The sequence below is a fragment of the Flavonifractor sp. An306 genome (assembly GCF_002159455.1).
Classification (GTDB): Bacteria; Bacillota; Clostridia; order Oscillospirales; family Oscillospiraceae; genus Flavonifractor.
On record NZ_NFIQ01000051.1, the window covers coordinates 1 to 17,251 of the forward strand.

Consider the following 17,251-nt stretch of genomic DNA (forward strand, 5'->3'; position numbering starts at 1 on the left):
CCAGATACGACATGCTGGACACCTCCTTCTTGGCCTTCGTTCACCTTGCCGCCATTGCAATTCTGTTGACTTAGAACAAGTCTCCTGATTTTTCAAACAAGCCCTAGGCGGAAAGCGAGGGAAACATGATGTTGGAAGAAGTCCATCCCATACCGCACAATGATCAGCAGTTGGAGAGCGGCCCTTCCCTTTCTCAAGAGTTTCAAGTTAGAAAGCATGAACTGACCGATGATGAAAAAATTGATTTGGCCGCCGCCCGGATTTTGGAAACATACCGAGAGGCATTCCTGGAGTTGGCAAAATAAAGTTGCTTGAAATCAAAGAAGCGCTATCAGACACACAGTTGCTGATTTGTGAGTGCTGGGCGATGTAGCAGGGGGTGTTGGTAAACCAAGCGGGCATATCGTTGGTAGTGCAGCCCCTTTTATTGGAGCCAAAAATCGGAGCAATCCACTTCGGTTATTCCGGCTTGATAAAGTCCCACAGGTGCTGCATGGTCTTATTCATGTTCATTGTATAGATGATGCGTTGTCTCAGCGGGTCAGGGTTGAACGTGGAGCAGACGATTCCAGCGATATCCACATCCCGCCCGTTACAGGGCGCTTTTGGCACCATAATATCAGAAACCCGGCTCATATCTGATGTACAAACCGGGTTTCTGACAGACATGCGGGACGCTCCAAAAGGAGCGTCCCGCATGTCTTGCTTGTTTCAAATTACTGGGAGATGTTCTCAACGAAGCGCATGAGGATAGTCGCCACTTCAACACGGGTAGCGGTGCCCTTGGGATCCAGCAGACCGCCGCCCTTGCCGGTGAGCAGGCCCTTGTCCACAGCCCACACCACGGCGTCCCTGGCCCAATCGGAGGTCTGACCGCCATCGGCAAAACGGGACAGATCGCCCTGAACGGTGCAGTCATATCCCTTGAACTGGGCGTAGCGATACAGGATCGCCGCCATCTGCTCCCGGGTAATGTCATCCTTTGGCCCGAAAGTGCTGTTGCCGTAGCCGTTTACCAGGTCGTTGGCCGCGGCCCAGTTCACCCCTTCGGTGTACCACTGGCCGTCGGAAACATCGGTAAACCGGACGGGATTTCCGTCGGGAGATCCCTCCAACCGCCACAGAATGGTAGCGATCATGCTCCGGCTCAGCATGGCGTTGGGCTGGAAGCTGCTGCCGCCGGTGCCGTTCATCATGCCGCTTTCGAAGGCAAATTGTACCGCCTCGTAGAACCAGTCGCTCTCCTTCACGTCGATGAAGGGCAAGCCAGTGACGTCAGATGCCTGTACGAAGGTGGCGGCAACGGAAACCTTGCCGGAGGGCATGGTGAAGGTATACTGGTTCTCGCCCTTCTGGCTCAGGGGAACGACCTCGCCGGCGGTGTTGGTAACCGTCAGCTGGTCCAGGACATAGCCGTCATCGGGACTGACCGTAATGGTAACAAGGGTACCCTGCGCGGCGTTTTTGGGGCTGACGGACACGCTGCCGTTGGCCGTATTACTTGGGATGGTCACCGCGTAGGTGGGTGTGGAGCCGCCGCCGGAGGTGCCGGAATTGCCGGAGGTGCCGGGATCGTCAGGCTCGTCAGGCTCCTCGGTGACCGGCTGGAAGACGGCGGATACCTGGATGGCGCTCTGCAGATTACTGATGGTGTAGCTGCCGTTGGTGAGTGCAACCGTCGTGCCGTCCACCTGCAGCGCGCTCAGCTCATAGCCGGTGTCAGCCGTGGGCGTAATGGTCACCGTGGCGCCCGGCTTGATGGTATAGACGCCGTTGACGATGCTCTCCACGGCGTCGCTGCCGTTGAGGGTGGCGGTCACGGAAAGGGTACCGCCGGTATTGACTGTGCAGGTGACGGTGGGTGTAAGATTTTCCCCGCTGACCAGGGCGTAAGCCGAATGGGCGCCGGTGTCGGCGCTCCGCAGCCGGGCGTACACCAGGCCGGTGGAGCCGGCGGTCAGGGTCAGCTGGCCGTTATCGTCCACCTGGAGGGTGCCGGTAGCCGGGGCGGCCTCCCACTCCACCAGACGGCTGCCGTCCAGGGACAGGGTTTCTCCGCCTTCCAGTACCGCCCGTACCGACAGGGTGGTGGTGCTGGTGGGCTGGAAGGTTTCCTCTGTGATGTCCTGGTCGTTGGCGTAGATGGCGATGCTCTTCATCTGCCCCAGGGCCGGGTTGACCACCTGGATGGTGCGGGTAGTCGTATTCCCCGCCGCGTCAGTGGCGGTGAGGGTAAGGGTGTGGCTGGCGGCGGAATCGTCCAAGGTCAGAGACTGGGAGAAGGAGCCGTCCGTAACGGTGATGGATTCAGCCCTGCCGTCCACCAACAGGCTCAGGGTGCCGTCGGTCCAGCCGGTGAGGGTAACGGAGCCGCCGCTGCCGAAGAAGGAACCGCTGATTGGGGAAGATACCAGCAGGGCCGGGGGCGTGGTGTCCACCGAGAAGCTCTTGGTGTACAGGAAGGCATCCCCCTTGCTGTTGGTGCCCTGGAACCGGATGGTGTGGGAGCCCTCGGTGAGGTCTTTCAGCCTCAGCTGGATGGTGCTCAGGTTTTCCACCGTCTGCTCCTCGCCGCCATCCAAGGACCAGGCGCCGGAGACGGCCTGGCTGTCCGTTTCCGTCAGGGTGACGGTGAGGGCATTGGTCCGGTAGGTGGGCGTGGAGAAGGTCTTTGTTGTACCTTCAGAGGTTGTCACCTGGGTTTCCGCCACTTTAGGCTGGGCATCGGCGCTCCAGGTAAACTCCGGTGGTTTGGGCTGGGAAATGGTCACCTCTGTCTGTTTTTCCTCCGAGTAGAGGGTAACGCCATTTACCGTCTTGTAGGCGGACACGCCCATGGTGTAGGTCTTGTCCGCCTCCAGACCCACGGTGGTCTGGCCGATGACGGTGGGGTTGCCCTCATCGTCCAGGACAAGCTGCCCATCATTATTGGTTTCATATTCCGGCACGGTGGCCTGGCCGCCGGCGGTGTAGGTATTGCCGGTGCTGGATTTTTCCAGCATCAGGCCGCTGACGCCGGAGACCAGATTTTTGCCTTCATAGAAGTTCACCCGGTAGCCGTCAATATCCCCTGCAGAGGTGGCGGTGAAGGACACCTTGTAGTCCCCGGCGGACTGCACGCCGCTCACCGTGGGCTTGGCGGGCTGGTTGGAATTGGTGTACGTCCAGTTGGCTTCCACGGTGGAGAACATGGTGCTGTCGCTGTCCACGGCGACGGCCCGCAGGTTGTAGCTGCCGGAGGGCAGGGCGGCGGTATCCATGGGGACGGTGACGCTGTCGCTGTCAAAGGCACCGTTGTCGCTGGTCACATGGCCCACCATACGGGAGTTGTCGGGATTGATCTCGTCCACCGCCAGCAGGGTAATTTCGGAGAACTGATTCAGATCGGTGCCGGTGACGGTGGCGGCGGTGTTGCTGCTGTCCACTTCCACCTTTTCCAGCTCCGGCAGGGGGGCCAGCCGGTACAGGGTCAGGGTGGCGGGCTTGGGCGTGGTGATGGTGTAGGTGTCTTCCGTGTCTGCCGGGAAGGTCACCGTCATGTGGGCCTGCCTGTTGTCCTCGTCATAGTACACATAGGCGTTGGCGTCCTGCTCGCTGGGATCTGCGTTGGTATCCAGCCACTTCAAGGTGTAATTCTGGATCTCTACGTCCTTCCCTTCCTCGATGGCTTCCTCCTCGCTGGCGCTGTCCCAGGTGAAGGTCAGGGCGGCGGCGGAGGTATTGCTCTTCAGGGTCAGCTGGTGATTCTGACCGGTGACGTCGCTCTTCAGGGAGTCTTCCTCAGCGCGGGCCGCCGGAAGGCCGGACACCAGCTGGGACTGCGCGGCCACCAACGCATTGCTGCCCACGGCGGCGTAAAGGGTCCTGCCGGTGCTGGGGGAGGTGTACATGGGCACCGTAGTCAGGCCCAGCAACTCGGGGTAGCTGGGGGTGGCGTCTTCGCCGTTCCAGCTGACGCCGTCGCCCCAGTAGTAGGTAATGCCCACCTTCAGCCCCAGGGTCTCGGCGGCGCCCCAGATTTTCTCGGCGTTGGCGCCCATGCCCACGTTGGCCAGGGTGAGGCCGCCGATGAGGGGCAGGGTGCCGGGCAAGCTCAGGGTGGCCCGGATGAAGAACTCATAGGGGCCGCCCTCCTCCAGGACCAGATAGCCGCCGCCCTGCAGGACGCCGTAGATGTTCATATCCACCGAGGCCAGGAAGAAGAACTCGGGGTACCAGTCAAACTCCAGGCTGGCGCTGTCCAGCACCGCGATGGAATTGGCCAGTGTGCCGTTGCTCAGCTCCGCGCTGATGCCCTGGAGGCTCAGGGCCAGCGTGGCCCGGGCGGAGATGATCTGGAGGACGGAGAACTGCGCCTCCAGAACGAGCTGAAGGGGCGGGATGGAATCGGTGAGGAAGATGGTGTCGTACAGGTTGTTGATGCCGCCGCCGGCGCCCTGGAGCCACAGCACGCCGAAGCCGTCCAGGTTGATGCCGGGGACGAAGCCGCCCACGAAGAAGTGGAGGGTGTCCGGGTAGGGGATGCCGTCCTTGCTCTGGATGGCCAGCTCCGCCTCCATGGCGAAGGTGGCGAAGGAGGCCGCGCCGGAGACGCCCACCGCCCAGTCGCCCACGGTCTTGACGGTGAGCACGCCCTCGATGCCGGGCATACCGTCGATGTAGCTGGGCAGGCCCAGGGCCACGGAGAAGTTGACACCCTGGTACTTGCCGCCGCCGAAGAGGATGTCGTCCACCTGGATGGTGGCCGAGCGGCTGTCGCCGTCCCCGGCTTCGGCGCCGTCCCCCATGTCGGTGGAGGTCTCAAAGCGGGGCGCGTTGGTGTTCACGGTGTCGGCGTCGTGGGGGATCTGCTCCTCCAGGGCACGCAGGTTGTCCGGCGTGTCCGCCCCTCTTTCGATCAGGTCCTGCTTGGCCTGGTCCAGGGCGGAGGCCTCCGGGGCGGACTGCTTGGCCGCGGGCACCAGGAAGGACAGGTCCAGGCCGCCGCCGAAGCCGATGACGCCGCCTACGCCGTCCATATAGCCCAGCTCGCCGTACTTGAACTCGAAGAGCAGGCCCAGCAGACTCTGGGCGGCCTGGCCCACGCTGGGCCACAGGAGGGTGATGTTGCCGTCCTCGTCCCGGTCGCCGTTTTCGTCATAGGTGGTGAGGGAATAGGCGGAGCCGTCCTCGATGGCGGTGAGGCAGCACCGGCCGCTCCACACCGAGGTGCCCACCCCGGAGACGGTGAGGGATGCGTCAAAGTCCACCTCGATGGTCCCGTTCTCGTCGGTGATGGTCACCTGGCCGTCCCGGATGTCCAGGCAGTTGTTGAGGGTGATGACGTTGTCCTCTTTCCCCAGGGACACGGCGGTGTAAACGGTGCCGCTGCCTTCGGTTTTCTGGGAGAAGGCGCCCCGGAACTCCAGCAGGACGGTGTCGTCGCCCAGCTCCTTGCCGGAGTCTTCGTATTTTTCTTCCGTTTCGTAAGTTTTGACAGAGTAGGTATTATTGCCGTCGGCTTCTACCGTCACCACGCCGTAGCCGTCGTTGCGGTACTCCGGGTCATCGGTGACCTGGAAGCGCAGGGCGGGGGCGGTGATGTCGGCCGTCGCGGTGTCGGTGTAGTCGATGGTCAGCTGGTATTCCCCGATGGGCAGTTCCTGGGTCAGCACCACCTGGGCGGTGTTGTCCTCCGCATTGATAATAAAGGCGCTGCTATCGATTGCAATGCTGCTCTCTCCGTTAATCTTTGCCCCATCGGCGCGGGAAAGACGCAGCGTGTAGTTGCTGCCCACCAGCATACTGAAATTGGTGCCGGTGAGGTATAGGCTGCGGTTGCCGGTGGTGTAGATCAGGTCCGGAGAGGCACTGGTGAAGCCGATCTCCGGCACGTTGCCGTTGGTGCCCGGGCAGAGGATCCACACCGTCTCGGCGCACAGCAGGTTCTGGGCCTGGAGGACGGTGGAGGTGCCCTCCAGCTTGTAGGCCTGGAAGGTCAGTTTCCGGTAGGTGGCCTCCTCGCCAGGCACAGCGTGGAATTTGAACTCCATGCTCTGGGACCCATCGGCCTGCAGATTGGTCAGGTCGACATAGTAGGGGTCCAGATAGCTGACGTTCGTCTGAAGGACGCCGCTCTGGTTATAGGGGGTAATATCCTCCCCGGGATAGACCACCACCCGCACGTTGTCCAGGGTCTGGCCGGAGATGTTGGTCATGGAGGCGGTGACGGTAAAGTCGCCGTTTCCAGTGTAGCCGGTCCGGTCGCTGTTCATCTCCAGAGCCTGGGGCACATTGGTGAAGTTCAGGGTGGCCCCGGCGGTCTCCGGCACGTCGGCGTTGGAGAACACGCCGTAGTAGCCTGCGGCGGCGGCGCTGCCCCCCTCAGCCACCGTGCCCAGGTCATAATACAGGGCAAAGGCGCTGTCGGCAGTCAGGTAGTCCCGGTTGTAGGGGGTGGTGAAATAAAGGCTTTCGTCGGGGGTGTAGTCAAAGACGGTGGCCGCCAGGTTGTTCCAGTGGGCGAAGGTCACCTTCGCCGGCGTGCTGGCGATATCGCCCACGGAGCCGTTGAGGAAGTAGGCGAACACGCTGGGATTCTGGGGGTCATCGCAGGCGAAGAAGCTATTCTGGTAGCCGGAAATGCTCTGCTCGCTCTCCACCGTCTGGTAGCCGCCGCCGGACTGGGCCACCTCGTAGATGCCGTAATCCTGGGTACCCAGGGCGGTGTCCATCAGCAGCCGCAGCTGGATATCGGCCGCCTCGCCGCTGTTCTCAGCGGTGTAGCTCAGGTAGGCCATGCCGTGTTGGGTGGAGCCGGCGTTGGCCAGGCGGATGGTCTGGGTGACGGTGATATCATCCACCGACCACACCGCCTTGATCTCCTGGGACGTGGCGGTGACCGCCACATCAGAGGAGCCGGCATACTTGCCGCCGAACACATAGTCCTTGGTCACTCCGTTCCGGATCACCCGGAGGGAGGCGAAGGAGGTGTCGTCCTCTCCCAGGGGGAAGAGGAGGTTTTTGTTGTTGTCGTCCTTCCGGATGGCGTCGCCCTCCAGGGTGCGGATGGAGAAGCCGCCGCTGCGTTTATCCACCAGCACCTGCAGGTTTTCGTTGGACAGGGTGTCCACGTTCTGCAGCTCCGCCGCCAGGACGGAGATGGGCAGCAGTCCCGAAACCAGGCACAGGGACAGCGCCCAGGCCAGGAGGCGGGATAGGGTTCGCTTTTTCATGTTCATGCTCCTTTCCGGCCGCTCAGCCCTTGACATAGAGGTAGAAAACGTACTCCGTCCGGTCCTGGGTGCGGAGGTAGAGGGTATAGAAGCCGGTGGTGTTGAGGCTGGCGCTCAGAGCTCCGGTGTAGCTGCCGTTGAGCAGCACCTGGGCGTTCAGCTTCATCTGGGCGACGGTCTTGTAGCCCTGCTTCAGCGCCAGGTATACCGGGGTGTCGACGCCCTGGAGGGTCAGGCTGGCCGTCCCCTTGCTTAGGGTGAGAGTGCTGCCCTGGTAGACGGTCTGGCCGTTGACGGTCAGTCCGATGGGCGCTTCCCGGGTGAGCACCAGGGTGCGGGTGACGGTACTGCTGTTGCCGGAAGCATCCATGGCGGTGTAGGTAACGGTGTAGCTGCCGGAGGTGTCCCAGGTCACGTTTTCGGCATTGACACTGGTGGTAACGCTGCCCTCACCATTGTCGGTGACGGTGACGCCATCCTGGAGCAGATCCAGGTTCTCCGCACCCGCCTGGGCATAGAAGATCTGGCTGGGCAGGGAGATCACCGGGGGAACGGTGTCGGGCAGCGCCACGGTGAGATAGGCGTACAGGGTGTTCCCGTCATCGTCCACCGCCTTCAGGACCACAAGGCCCGGATCCTCGGGAAGGGTGAATTGGGTCCACTCGCCCTTTGTCACCGATACAGAGGAAGCGGTCCCCAGGGTAACGGTGACGTTCCGGGTGGACTTCACATAGAAGGTCTGTCCGGTCTGCAGCTTCAGGTCCGCCGGGTCGGTGACGGCGCCGGCGCCGTCCGCATTTTTGGAGTAGGACAGGGCCAGCTTGTCGTCCAGATCTTGGATGTCCAGGGTTACCTGGGTCACGTTGCCCGCCCGGTCGGTAAAGGTCAGGCTGACCTCCCCGTTCTTGGAGGCCGTATAGGTGTGGCTCGTGCCAAAGCTGCTGTCCCTGTCCGCCGCGGTGTCCTCATTGGTGGTGAAGGTCAGCTCCACGCTCCGCTTGTCGGTGCCGCTTACGGTGTAGGTGCCGTCGCTGTTTTTGGTCACACCATCCCCGCTGACCGTAACAGTGGGGGCCGTGGTGTCGATACAGGTGACGGCCGGGAGGGTCACGGTCGCGGTCTTTCCGTTCCGGGCCTTCAGCGTCAGGGTCAGCGCCCCGGTGGTATTGGCGGAGAAGGTGATCCGGGCCTGGTTGGCCGTCACGGCGGCGGTGACGCCGGTGGTGCCCTGGGGCAGCGTCACGCTGTCCAGGGCGATGTTGGTGTTGATGACGGCGGTGACAGCCGCGTTGGTGTGGAGGTCACTCTGGGCAGTTGTCCAATCCGTGTTGCTGTACGTCTGGCCTCGGCTCAGCCACTGGATACCGTCATTGGGGGCATCCAGGGGTGTGTTGTCGATGCTGTGGACCGTGGCCGTGGCGGTGCCGATGTTGCCCGCCCCGTCGGAGAAGCGGAAGATGTAGGTGCCGTTGGCCTGGAACTCATAGTAGTACTGGCCCTGGTGTGCGCCGCTGGTTTCGTCCTTCTTCAGCAGGTTAGTGTCCAGCACAATGAAATCATTCTTGTCCGCTTCATTCGGCACCAGATAGGCCCAGACATTCTCCCCATTCACCTCGTATGCCACGGTGGCGGTGGGGGGCGTCTTGTCCACGGCGGGGAAGGTCAGTTCCAAAGCGGCGGCGGCGTTGCCGGAGGCGTCTACCAGGTAGACATAGACGGTGGTCTCCGCCTCGCCCTCCCAGGTGAGGGTGGAGGCGGACACGCTCAGACCGTCGATGGGGTCGCTGTCGTCGGTATAGGCGGGGGTGCCATCGGTGCTGTTCTTGACAATGAGCTTCACCGGGGAGTCATCCCGGATGGAGGAGGCCAGCCGGACGGCCTGGCCCAACTGGTTGGGCAGGTCTGTGGCCAGGCCGGCGGGGGACAGGTCTTCCGCGCCGGTGGACGTAGGCGGCTGGATCTGGGAGTCATAGCTGTTGACCTGGGTCCAGCCGCCGCTGCGCTGGATATAGAGGCTGACCGTATACTCCGGCGGCGTGGTGTCGTCTGTCGGAGGCGTGGTTTCGCCGGTTTCATTCACCACGGCCCAGGGCAGGGTGGCGGTGACGGTTTTGGTGTTGCCCACCTGGTCCGCCACGGCAAAGGCATAGCTCTCGCCCAAAGGGGAGCCGATGGGGAACACATGGCTGGTCTCCCCCACCAGCAGCTCCGAACACTGCAGGGCGGCGGTCACCGGGCCGGTGACGCTTTCCGCGCCGCTGCCGGCGTTCAGCAGCTGGCCGTCGGGGCCGTAGAAGGCCACGGTGACGGGCTCCACGGCGTTGTCGATGTTGGTGACCTCCACGGTGTAGGTCTCCTCCCCCATGGTGATGGTCACCGTGTCGTTAGCGGTCAGCTCCAGGGTGGCGGTGGAGCCGGAGATGGCGCCGCTGCCGTTGTTTTCCGAGGTGACGGCGGTGATGGCAGCTTCCCCGGTGGCGGTGGCGGTGAGGGTCACCGGCCCACGGGTGGCGGCGGTCTCCGACAGGGTGACGGAGAGGTCCCCGAAGGGAGAGGCGGAAATGGTTTCCGTATACTGGTTGCCGAACACATCCTCATAGGTAATGTCAGCGCTGTCGGTATAGATGGGCAGGGTGTGGGCGGCGGCAAAGGTGCCGGCGGTATCGGCGGTGGGCATCGGGTCCAGCACCCGGATGGGCAGGTCGGAGGTGAGGGTCACCTGGCCCTCGCCGCCGCTGGCGGTGACGGTGGGCTCCGTCGCGGTATAGGCGATGTTCGAAATCGTACAGTAGGCATGGTTGTATTGATTCTTATCTACGCACGCATTGCCCAGATTGTCCTGGCAGGACAGGGTGATCCTCACCGTGTCGCTGGTGGTGCCATAGGGGTACTGGCCGTAGATGAGCAGGTCTACACCACGTGTCTTGCCGTCTTCCGTGTCATTATAGGTGGTGGTGTCTTCCACCTTGTAGATGCCGGCATAGCCCGCGCCGCTGCCGGTCCAGGTGCCGTTTGGGATGATATCAGGCAGGGGCGTGGTGACGGTGGTGCCGTCGGAGTATTCAAAAGTGAGGGCGAAGCTGCTCAGATCCAGCCCCTCGGAGCAGTCGTTGCTGTTGTCATAGTCCGAAACTACCGCTGTCAGGCAGAACGTGCCTTTGCTAACCGTTACATTGCTGCCTTGGTAGAGGGTGACCCGAGGCGGCAGGATGTCTATGTCGTATCTCGGGTGGACCGTCACTGTGGTAAAGTTGCCGTACTCGTCCATCAGCTGGAGTACGGGGTTATCTTGCCAGTTTTCCGCCAGCTCCGCCCGGGTCAGGTCCAGGCCAAAGCTGCTGTCCAGGGTAATGGTGATGGCGCTGGCCGTATCCAGCGCTCCCACAGAATCCGCCAGGAGCAGGGTGCGGCCGTTGAGGGCCAGGGCCTCCTCCGCGTCCCCGCTCAGGTCTGTGAGCTGCATCCGCAGGCCGCCCGCCCCGTTGGAGGTAAACGCCACTGCAAAGGTGGGGTCGGCGTTATGCACCGTGATGATCAGGGTCTTGGCGGCGGTGTAGTTTCCGTTGGGCAGAAGGGCCCGGTACCGGACGATGTTTTCCCCCTCCACCAGGTAGAGCGCGGTTGCGGAGGGCGCCCCCTCGCTGTACATTCGGAGGGTCAACGGGGTGTAGTTCGAAAGAGCTGGGTAGTTCGTAACATGGACGGCATTTTCGCCTAAGCTCTCGTTCCAGATCTCTATGGGCGCCTTACCCTGGTTCCAGGTGTTCGTCTTGACCAGGGGCACGTCAAAAGACGTAAAGGACAAGGTGACTTGGTCCGAGCCGGTGAACCCCAGGGAGACCTGGGTGGTACTTTCGTCCATTCCCACCGTCCGGGCAACGTTGTCCGGCGAGGAAGAATTCACTTGATAAGTTTGCTTCAGCTCAGTGGGGTAAAAGTCATCACTGGTCAGGTCGTACATATAGAGGATTTCGGAGCCTGTAACTGTGCTGGTAGTACCGTCCAGATAGGTCAGGTGCACCTCCACCCCATACGTACCCCAGGTGTCGTACAGGGGCACGGAGATGGGGTAGACGATCGTCGTACCGGCCTCCGGCTTCTGGAAGAACTGCTTGCTGCCCGGCACCTCACGATCGGAGCCGTCGAGGAGTACAACATAAGAGGCATCGTAGTTGATGTCCTGCAGGGCATAGGCGACGTCCTTCCCGGTGGTCAGGGTGATGGGTACCCGCAGGCCGGTGAGGGTCTGCACCATCCCGCCCCCTTTCTCTACCAAAGCGGCGGGGACTTCTGTGCCGTCGCTGTCCTGGGGCGTGCCGAAGGTGACGGTATAGCTGGATTGTGTCAGAACGAGCATGGAGAACTGGTCCACCGTGCTTTCCGAGGTGATGCTGACTGTGCCGTCAGTGGCATTGGTGACAGCGGCCTCCCAGTCGCTTTTCAGCAGGGTGAAGATGGTGACCGGCAGGTTGCCGTAGGCGCTGGAGGTGGTCCAGCCGCTGCCGTCGGCTGCGTAGCCGCTGAGGGTAACGGACTTTTCGGTTACAGTAATACCGCTCACAATGGCGTCGGGCGTGGCATTATTGAATATATTTTTCCCGCTGCCTCTGCCCGCCACGGTATAGAGGTTATAGCTTCCCGCGCCGTCGCCCAGCACGGCCACTGTCACCAGCTCGTTTCCTTCTGCGCCGCCGCCGCCCTGGTTGCCGGGGGCCGACAGGGTCAGGGACGGGTCTCCCGTTGCCACCGCGGGGTCGCCGCCCAGGGCATAGCGGTTGACGGTGGTCAGGTTGTAAATATATTCCTGCGTCTTGGTATTGGAATTTCCGGCCTTATCCCTGGCGGTAACGGTGAGGGTAGCTGTGCCGCTGTCACTCGTGACGGAATAGGTGGCGGTGCCGGAGAAGCTGGCGGAGGCATTGCCCGAGTCGAGCAGTTCAGACGCTTGGGCTTCATTCCACTGCACCGTCACGCTTGCCAGGTGGGTGCTGTCGCTCACCGAGAAGGGGACGGAGATCTCCCCCTTGCCGGAGACGGTGAAGGTTGTGGGCAGGCTGATCTCCGGGCCGGTCTGATCGAAAGGAATGTCATAATCCACGGTATCGGAAGCTGTATTACCCGCATAGTCTTGGCAGGTGATGGACACGGACAGGGGCATCTTGCCGGTGGCGGGGTCGGTGTCCCAGCTCAGATTGCTGCAGCAGATATGCAGATAATAGGTATCGTTGGTGGAAGCGGGCAGGGGGTAGGTGGGCTGCTGATAGCTCAGCAGCCGGTAGGCGCTGTTATCCTTATCCGGCGCGGCGGCATTATTGGTAATGCAGTAGCGCACCGTGAAAGCGGTGGCAATGTCGATGCCCAGGGCGACCTCCTGCCCCAGGGCCACGCCGGATCCGCCAGTCTCATCCGTCACGGTGAAGGGGATGGTGACGTACCGGCCGTTGCCGCTGGTTTCTACGGGGTTTACAGTGACTTGCCCATCCAATATGGTCACCTCAGGCGGCGTCACGTCCAGCCCCAGCTTCTCCACCACCAGGTCTTTGCTCACAGCGGTGGCCAGCGGATTGCCCGCCATGTCGCCCAGGGCGCTGTCGTCGGGGGCCTTCAGGGAGACGATGCTGATAGCGTCGCCCTCCAGGGTCATCCCGTCGCCAGGCCGGAAGGACTGGAAGGTCAGGATGGTGCTGTTGCGCACGTCGTTGACGTTGTCCATGGCGTAGGATACGCTGCTGAGGCCCACCTCAACGGAGTCTCCATCGCCGTCCTTCACGTTGAGGACGGCGGTGACGCCGCTGTTCTTGGTGAGCTGGGCGTAGCTGTCCCCCGTCCACAGCCCCACCTCTTCATTCAAGGTGAGGGTGAAGGCCAGGTAGTCCCCCACGCCGGCCCAGGTGGCGGAGGGGGTGATGTCGCTGGGCCAATTCCCATCGGTACCAACCTTGTAGCCCTGGGTCATGTTGCCCTGGGCGTTAAGCCGGGTATAGCCGGGGGCCACGTCGTCCAGGTACAGGCGGCTGTCCAGTTCCCGGCCGCTGGCCCAGCTGAGGGGGTTGCCCGCCAGGTCGGTGACCAGACTGTTGACGGTGAAGCTGCCATTGTCCATGGGGCTGCCGTTCTCGTCCAGCAGCTTCAGGTCATAGCTGTTGGTCATCCAGCTCTGCTTGCCGGGTTCAACGCTGACCACGGTGTAGTCCATGTTCTGCCCGCTGGGTACGGTGTAGGAGAAGATCAGCTTGCTGCCGGTGAGGGCATAGAAACCGGCCTCGATGGACGAAGCGCTCTGGCCGGTGGAGGTGCTGATGAGGTCCAGGTTCAGCTTCAGATCATTGTGGGCCACGCCGTCGGCAAAACGGATGGGCTCGCTCATCTCCAGGGTGAGGTAGAGGGTCTCCCCGCCCTTGTAGGCGGTGCGGCTAACCTTATTGCCCGCCCCGTCGCTGACGTAGATTCCGGTGAGGGTGGGCGCTGCCGTGTCGGTGAGGTAGATATAGACCTTGCTCACCTTGGAGCTGCCGCAGGCGCAGTCGGTGGCGCCCATGCGGAAGCGGAGATTGGTACCCCCGGAGGTGAGCACACCGCTGCTGGTGTAGGTGCGGGCCACCCCGTCCGGGTCGTCGGAGCTGTTGCTCACCTTCACAATGGGGGAGGTGTTGTAGCCGGCGTACAGATAGGCCTGGGCCCGGTCGGTCAGGTCCTTGTGCGTGCCGAGGTGCATATGCCGGTCCGCCGTCAGCGAGGCGCTGATGTTGGCGGTGATCTGCATGGTGGAGAGCAGCTCCTTCATGGTCTCCCCCATGTCCACCCACTGGTAGGTGGTCCACCACTTGCGGTTCTCGCTGTGCATATAGGTGCTGGCGGGGTCCAGAACATTCCGGTTTCCGCCGCTGACGCTGACGGCGTTCTGCTCTCCCATCAATTCGGCAAAGTGGCCGTCCACATGGAGGCCGTCCGCCGTCAGCACATTGGTGCGGACAAAGCCGCTGTCATTGGCCGCCTGGGCGGGCAGCAGGTAGGCGCCCGCCACGTCGGGGTCGTAGCCGACCGGGTCCGCCGCCCGGGCGGGCAGGGGGCCCACCAGGGACAAAATCAGGCTCAAGGTCAAAATCAGACTGAGCCCTCGCTTTCTTCCTTTCATTCCTCAAATCATCCTTTCTTTCGCTGCTTGTTCCGCTCTACCCAGCGGCTGAGGCCCTCCCGCAGCGTTTCCTCGGTCCATTCGCCCTGCACGAAGTAATCCGCCCGCAGCCGATAGGCCTGCAGGGAGAAGTCCAGGTCGCTGCACCAGAGGATGGCGCAGTCGGGGGACAGCCGCCGCAGGTGCTCCACGGCGTTGAGCCCCGCCACCCCGTCCATGGCCAGCACCACCCCGTCCGGCGGGGAGGTCCGCATGGTGTAGTAGAAGTTTTCCAGCTCCTCCGGAGCCTCCAGGCATGGGAAGTATCCCATGCGGGCCAGATGGTCTCCCAGCTGTCTGCACAGCCGCATTCGGGTGTCTGGCGAATAGCTCAGTACCGCAACCCGATGCATGTTCCCCCTCCTTTCGGCAAACCTGTGGTTTTGCCCTTTTTTCTTCAGGTTCCAGCCTGAAAAAGCAGAGGATCCGCACTCCTCTGCACACTGACAGCATTATGGTATGCTTTGGAAATTGTCGAGGTCAAGGCATCTGTCCCGAACTGTAATTTTCCGGCCTGAATTGTAGCCGCGGGAAACATAATTTGCTATACTATTATAAAAGAACACAGATTGCCCAATGGCCGGGCTGGAGAGGAGGGGACAACTATGCGCCTGGCAGTAGTGGATGACAATCCCCGGGATCGGGACGAGCTGCTGTGCTGGCTCAAAACAGCGCTGAACCAGCGCCGGAAGCCGGTGGAATACCTGGCCTTTGCGGATGGGACCTCCTTCCTGGATGCCGCCGTACGGGAGCCCTTTGATCTGGTTTTTCTGGATATCTACATGGAGGGGATAGACGGCGTAACGGTCGCCCGCACGCTGCGGGGGTTTGATCCCGACTGCGTGCTGGTTTTTACCACCACTTCCACCGACCACGCCCTGGACGGCTATCGTGTCCGGGCCCTCCAGTACCTGGTCAAGCCCTACCAGATAGCGGAGGTGGAGGAGGTGCTGGAGGAGGTGCTGAGCCATCTGCCTCCGGAAGAGGCGGTGATCCGGCTGCACATCGGCCGGCAGGAACGTCTCCTGGCGCCGGGGGAGATCCTGTGGGCGGATCATTTCCGGCATCAGATCCACATTCACCTCAGAGATGGAACGGAGACCGCTGTCCGCATGACGTTTGGCGAATTTACCGAGCTGCTCAAGGAGGAGCGGCGTTTCCTGGTGTGCGGCCGCGGCGTGCTGGTCAATCTGGAGCATATCCGGGACTTTGACGGCGCGGCCTTCCTACTGAACGACGGCACCCAGGTGCCGGTCAGCCGCAGCAGCACCGAGAGCGCCCGGGCGGCCTTCGGAGAATTTCTGTTCCGGAGGGGGGCGACGCGGTGAATCAGGCTGTACGCGCCGCGCTGGAGTTGGCGGTAACCGCGCCCGCGGGGCTGCTGTGCTTTCTGGCGCTGGGAGAGCATCTGCGCATAGGCAAGGCCCGGCTGATCCTGCTGTTCCTTCTGGTGCTGGGGGTGTGGGTTCCGCTGGGTGGCTGGATCTGCGGCCGCCTGGGCTGGGGGAGCAACGTGCTGCTGCTCCCCTCCCTGCTGGTCTTTGCCTTGATCCTGCGGCGACTGTGCGCCCTGTCCGCCCGGAAGCCCATCAGCGTGTTCCTGGGCGTCTGCGGCGCCTTCTCCTGCCTGGCCAATCTGTCCAGCGTGGTAGACCTCTGGGTGGCACCCGATAACCTCAGCGTCTGGTTTTCTCTGCCGGCCTGCCTGGCCTATAACGGTTTCTGCTGGATATTCGTTCTGGCCATGTGGTATCCCGCCGTCCACGCGGTCCGCCATCTGCTCCGGGAGATGGAAATGCCGGGCACCTGGTATGTGTTCTGGCTGTTGCCCCTGGTCCTCACCCTCCTCAATGTGGTCATTCAGCCTATGGCCATCTATGGCCCACCAGCCGGCCGGAACCTCTTTTTCTTTTTCGTCGTGGAGCTGATGCTGCTGTGTCTGCTGCTGCTGTGCTACCTGATGTTCTACCTGATGGCCCGGGGCCTGGGGGAGAATCTGCGTCTGCAGCAGCAGAACCAATTCCTGCAGATGCAGACCAGCCAATATGAAAATCTCCAAGCCACCATTGCCGAGACCCGCCAAGCCCGCCACGATCTGCGCCACCACTTTACCGCCATTGACGCGCTGCTACGCCGGGAGGAGTGGCAGGAGCTGCGTACCTATGTGGACGCCGCCGTGGAGAGCCTGCCTGACACGGAGCTGAATTTGTGCGAAAATCCCGCCGCGGACGGGGTGGCGGGCCATTATGCCTCCCTGCTGCGCCGGGAGGGCGTACCTGCCGAGTACATTCTGGATCTGCCGCGCCTGCTGCCTGCGGATGAAATGGATGTATGCGTGGTGCTCTCAAACCTGCTGGAAAATGCTTTGGAGGCCAGTCTGCGCCTGCCTCCTTCATTACGCTGGGTCCGGGTACGCGGGGAAATTCATGGAAATGCCGTGGTATTGCTGGAGGTGGAAAACGCTTACACCGGCGAGATCCTGGAGGACAAGGGCGGGTTCCATTCCTCCAAGCGTCCGGGACATGGTATCGGCCTGCAGTCGGTGGGCCGCATTGCTGCAAAAAATGGCGGCTACTGCAAGTTCCAATATGACGGGACGGTGTTCCGCGCTCAGGTCATGCTCCGGGGAGAGCACTGATGGTGAGGTAAGGTCTGACACCATGGATTCTCGCCCCATTATTTAACGGATTAGCTATTATACGCAAATGGGCGGCGGAGCCGCTTCTCATAGCCGGTTGCCCACAGGCGTGAGCCCTGACGCTGCAGCTAAAAAACCGCTGAAATCGCATGATTTCAGCGGTTTTATTCTGCTTTTATGTGCTTTTTGGTGATTTCGTTTCTGGATAATTTTCGTTGCCCCAGA

Annotated in this window: 7 protein-coding genes; 3 read left to right on the forward strand and 4 right to left on the reverse strand. The window is 62.0% G+C overall.

All coding sequences use genetic code 11. The features are described 5' to 3' along the window. The first annotated feature begins 125 nt into the window (after positions 1-125). Positions 126-305: a hypothetical protein gene (locus B5F88_RS12905; RefSeq protein WP_087346780.1), complete on the forward strand. Its 180-nt coding sequence runs from the start codon at positions 126-128 to the stop codon at positions 303-305. 154 nt (positions 306-459) lie between these two features. On the opposite strand, the gene B5F88_RS12910 is transcribed toward B5F88_RS12905, so the two are convergent. Genes B5F88_RS12910 through B5F88_RS12925 form a run of 4 tightly spaced genes read right to left on the reverse strand, consistent with a single transcriptional unit; the run spans position 460 to position 14,741 of the window. After that, complete coding sequence (locus B5F88_RS12910; RefSeq protein ID WP_087346783.1) at positions 460-669, reverse strand: hypothetical protein; 210 nt, start codon at positions 667-669, stop codon at positions 460-462. 47 nt (positions 670-716) lie between these two features. Next, on the reverse strand, positions 717-7,214 hold the full coding sequence (locus B5F88_RS12915; protein WP_087346786.1) for an S-layer homology domain-containing protein: 6,498 nt from the start codon (positions 7,212-7,214) through the stop codon (positions 717-719). A 22-nt stretch (positions 7,215-7,236) separates the two neighbouring features. Continuing rightward, a complete protein-coding gene (locus B5F88_RS12920) occupies positions 7,237-14,349 on the reverse strand; it encodes an immunoglobulin-like domain-containing protein (protein ID WP_140402120.1) in 7,113 nt (2,370 codons plus the stop codon). 8 nt (positions 14,350-14,357) lie between these two features. Continuing rightward, positions 14,358-14,741 carry a hypothetical protein gene (locus tag B5F88_RS12925; protein WP_087346792.1) on the reverse strand — a complete coding sequence of 128 codons (384 nt, stop codon included), beginning with the start codon at positions 14,739-14,741 and terminating at the stop codon, positions 14,358-14,360. Between the two features lie 252 nt (positions 14,742-14,993). Here B5F88_RS12925 and B5F88_RS12930 point away from each other — a divergent pair, with 252 nt between their 5' ends. Both B5F88_RS12930 and B5F88_RS12935 read left to right on the forward strand, forming a co-directional pair. Then, positions 14,994-15,716, forward strand: a complete 723-nt coding sequence (locus tag B5F88_RS12930) for a LytTR family DNA-binding domain-containing protein (protein WP_087346795.1) — start codon at positions 14,994-14,996, stop codon at positions 15,714-15,716. After that, positions 15,713-17,026: an ATP-binding protein gene (locus B5F88_RS12935; protein WP_087346798.1), complete on the forward strand. Its 1,314-nt coding sequence runs from the start codon at positions 15,713-15,715 to the stop codon at positions 17,024-17,026. The genes B5F88_RS12930 and B5F88_RS12935 overlap by 4 nt, the downstream gene beginning before the upstream one ends. Positions 17,027-17,251: the final 225 nt, after the last annotated feature.

What these genes read in the sequence shown, in the direction of transcription:
- B5F88_RS12930 (WP_087346795.1), top strand. Translation starts at nt 14,994, where the DNA reads ATGCGCCTGGCAGTAGTGGATGACAATCCCCGGGATCGGGACGAGCTG.
- B5F88_RS12915 (WP_087346786.1), bottom strand. Translation starts at nt 7,214, where the DNA reads ATGAAAAAGCGAACCCTATCCCGCCTCCTGGCCTGGGCGCTGTCCCTG.
- B5F88_RS12905 (WP_087346780.1), top strand. Translation starts at nt 126, where the DNA reads ATGATGTTGGAAGAAGTCCATCCCATACCGCACAATGATCAGCAGTTG.
- B5F88_RS12925 (WP_087346792.1), bottom strand. Translation starts at nt 14,741, where the DNA reads ATGCATCGGGTTGCGGTACTGAGCTATTCGCCAGACACCCGAATGCGG.
- B5F88_RS12910 (WP_087346783.1), bottom strand. Translation starts at nt 669, where the DNA reads ATGTCTGTCAGAAACCCGGTTTGTACATCAGATATGAGCCGGGTTTCT.
- B5F88_RS12920 (WP_140402120.1), bottom strand. Translation starts at nt 14,349, where the DNA reads ATGAAAGGAAGAAAGCGAGGGCTCAGTCTGATTTTGACCTTGAGCCTG.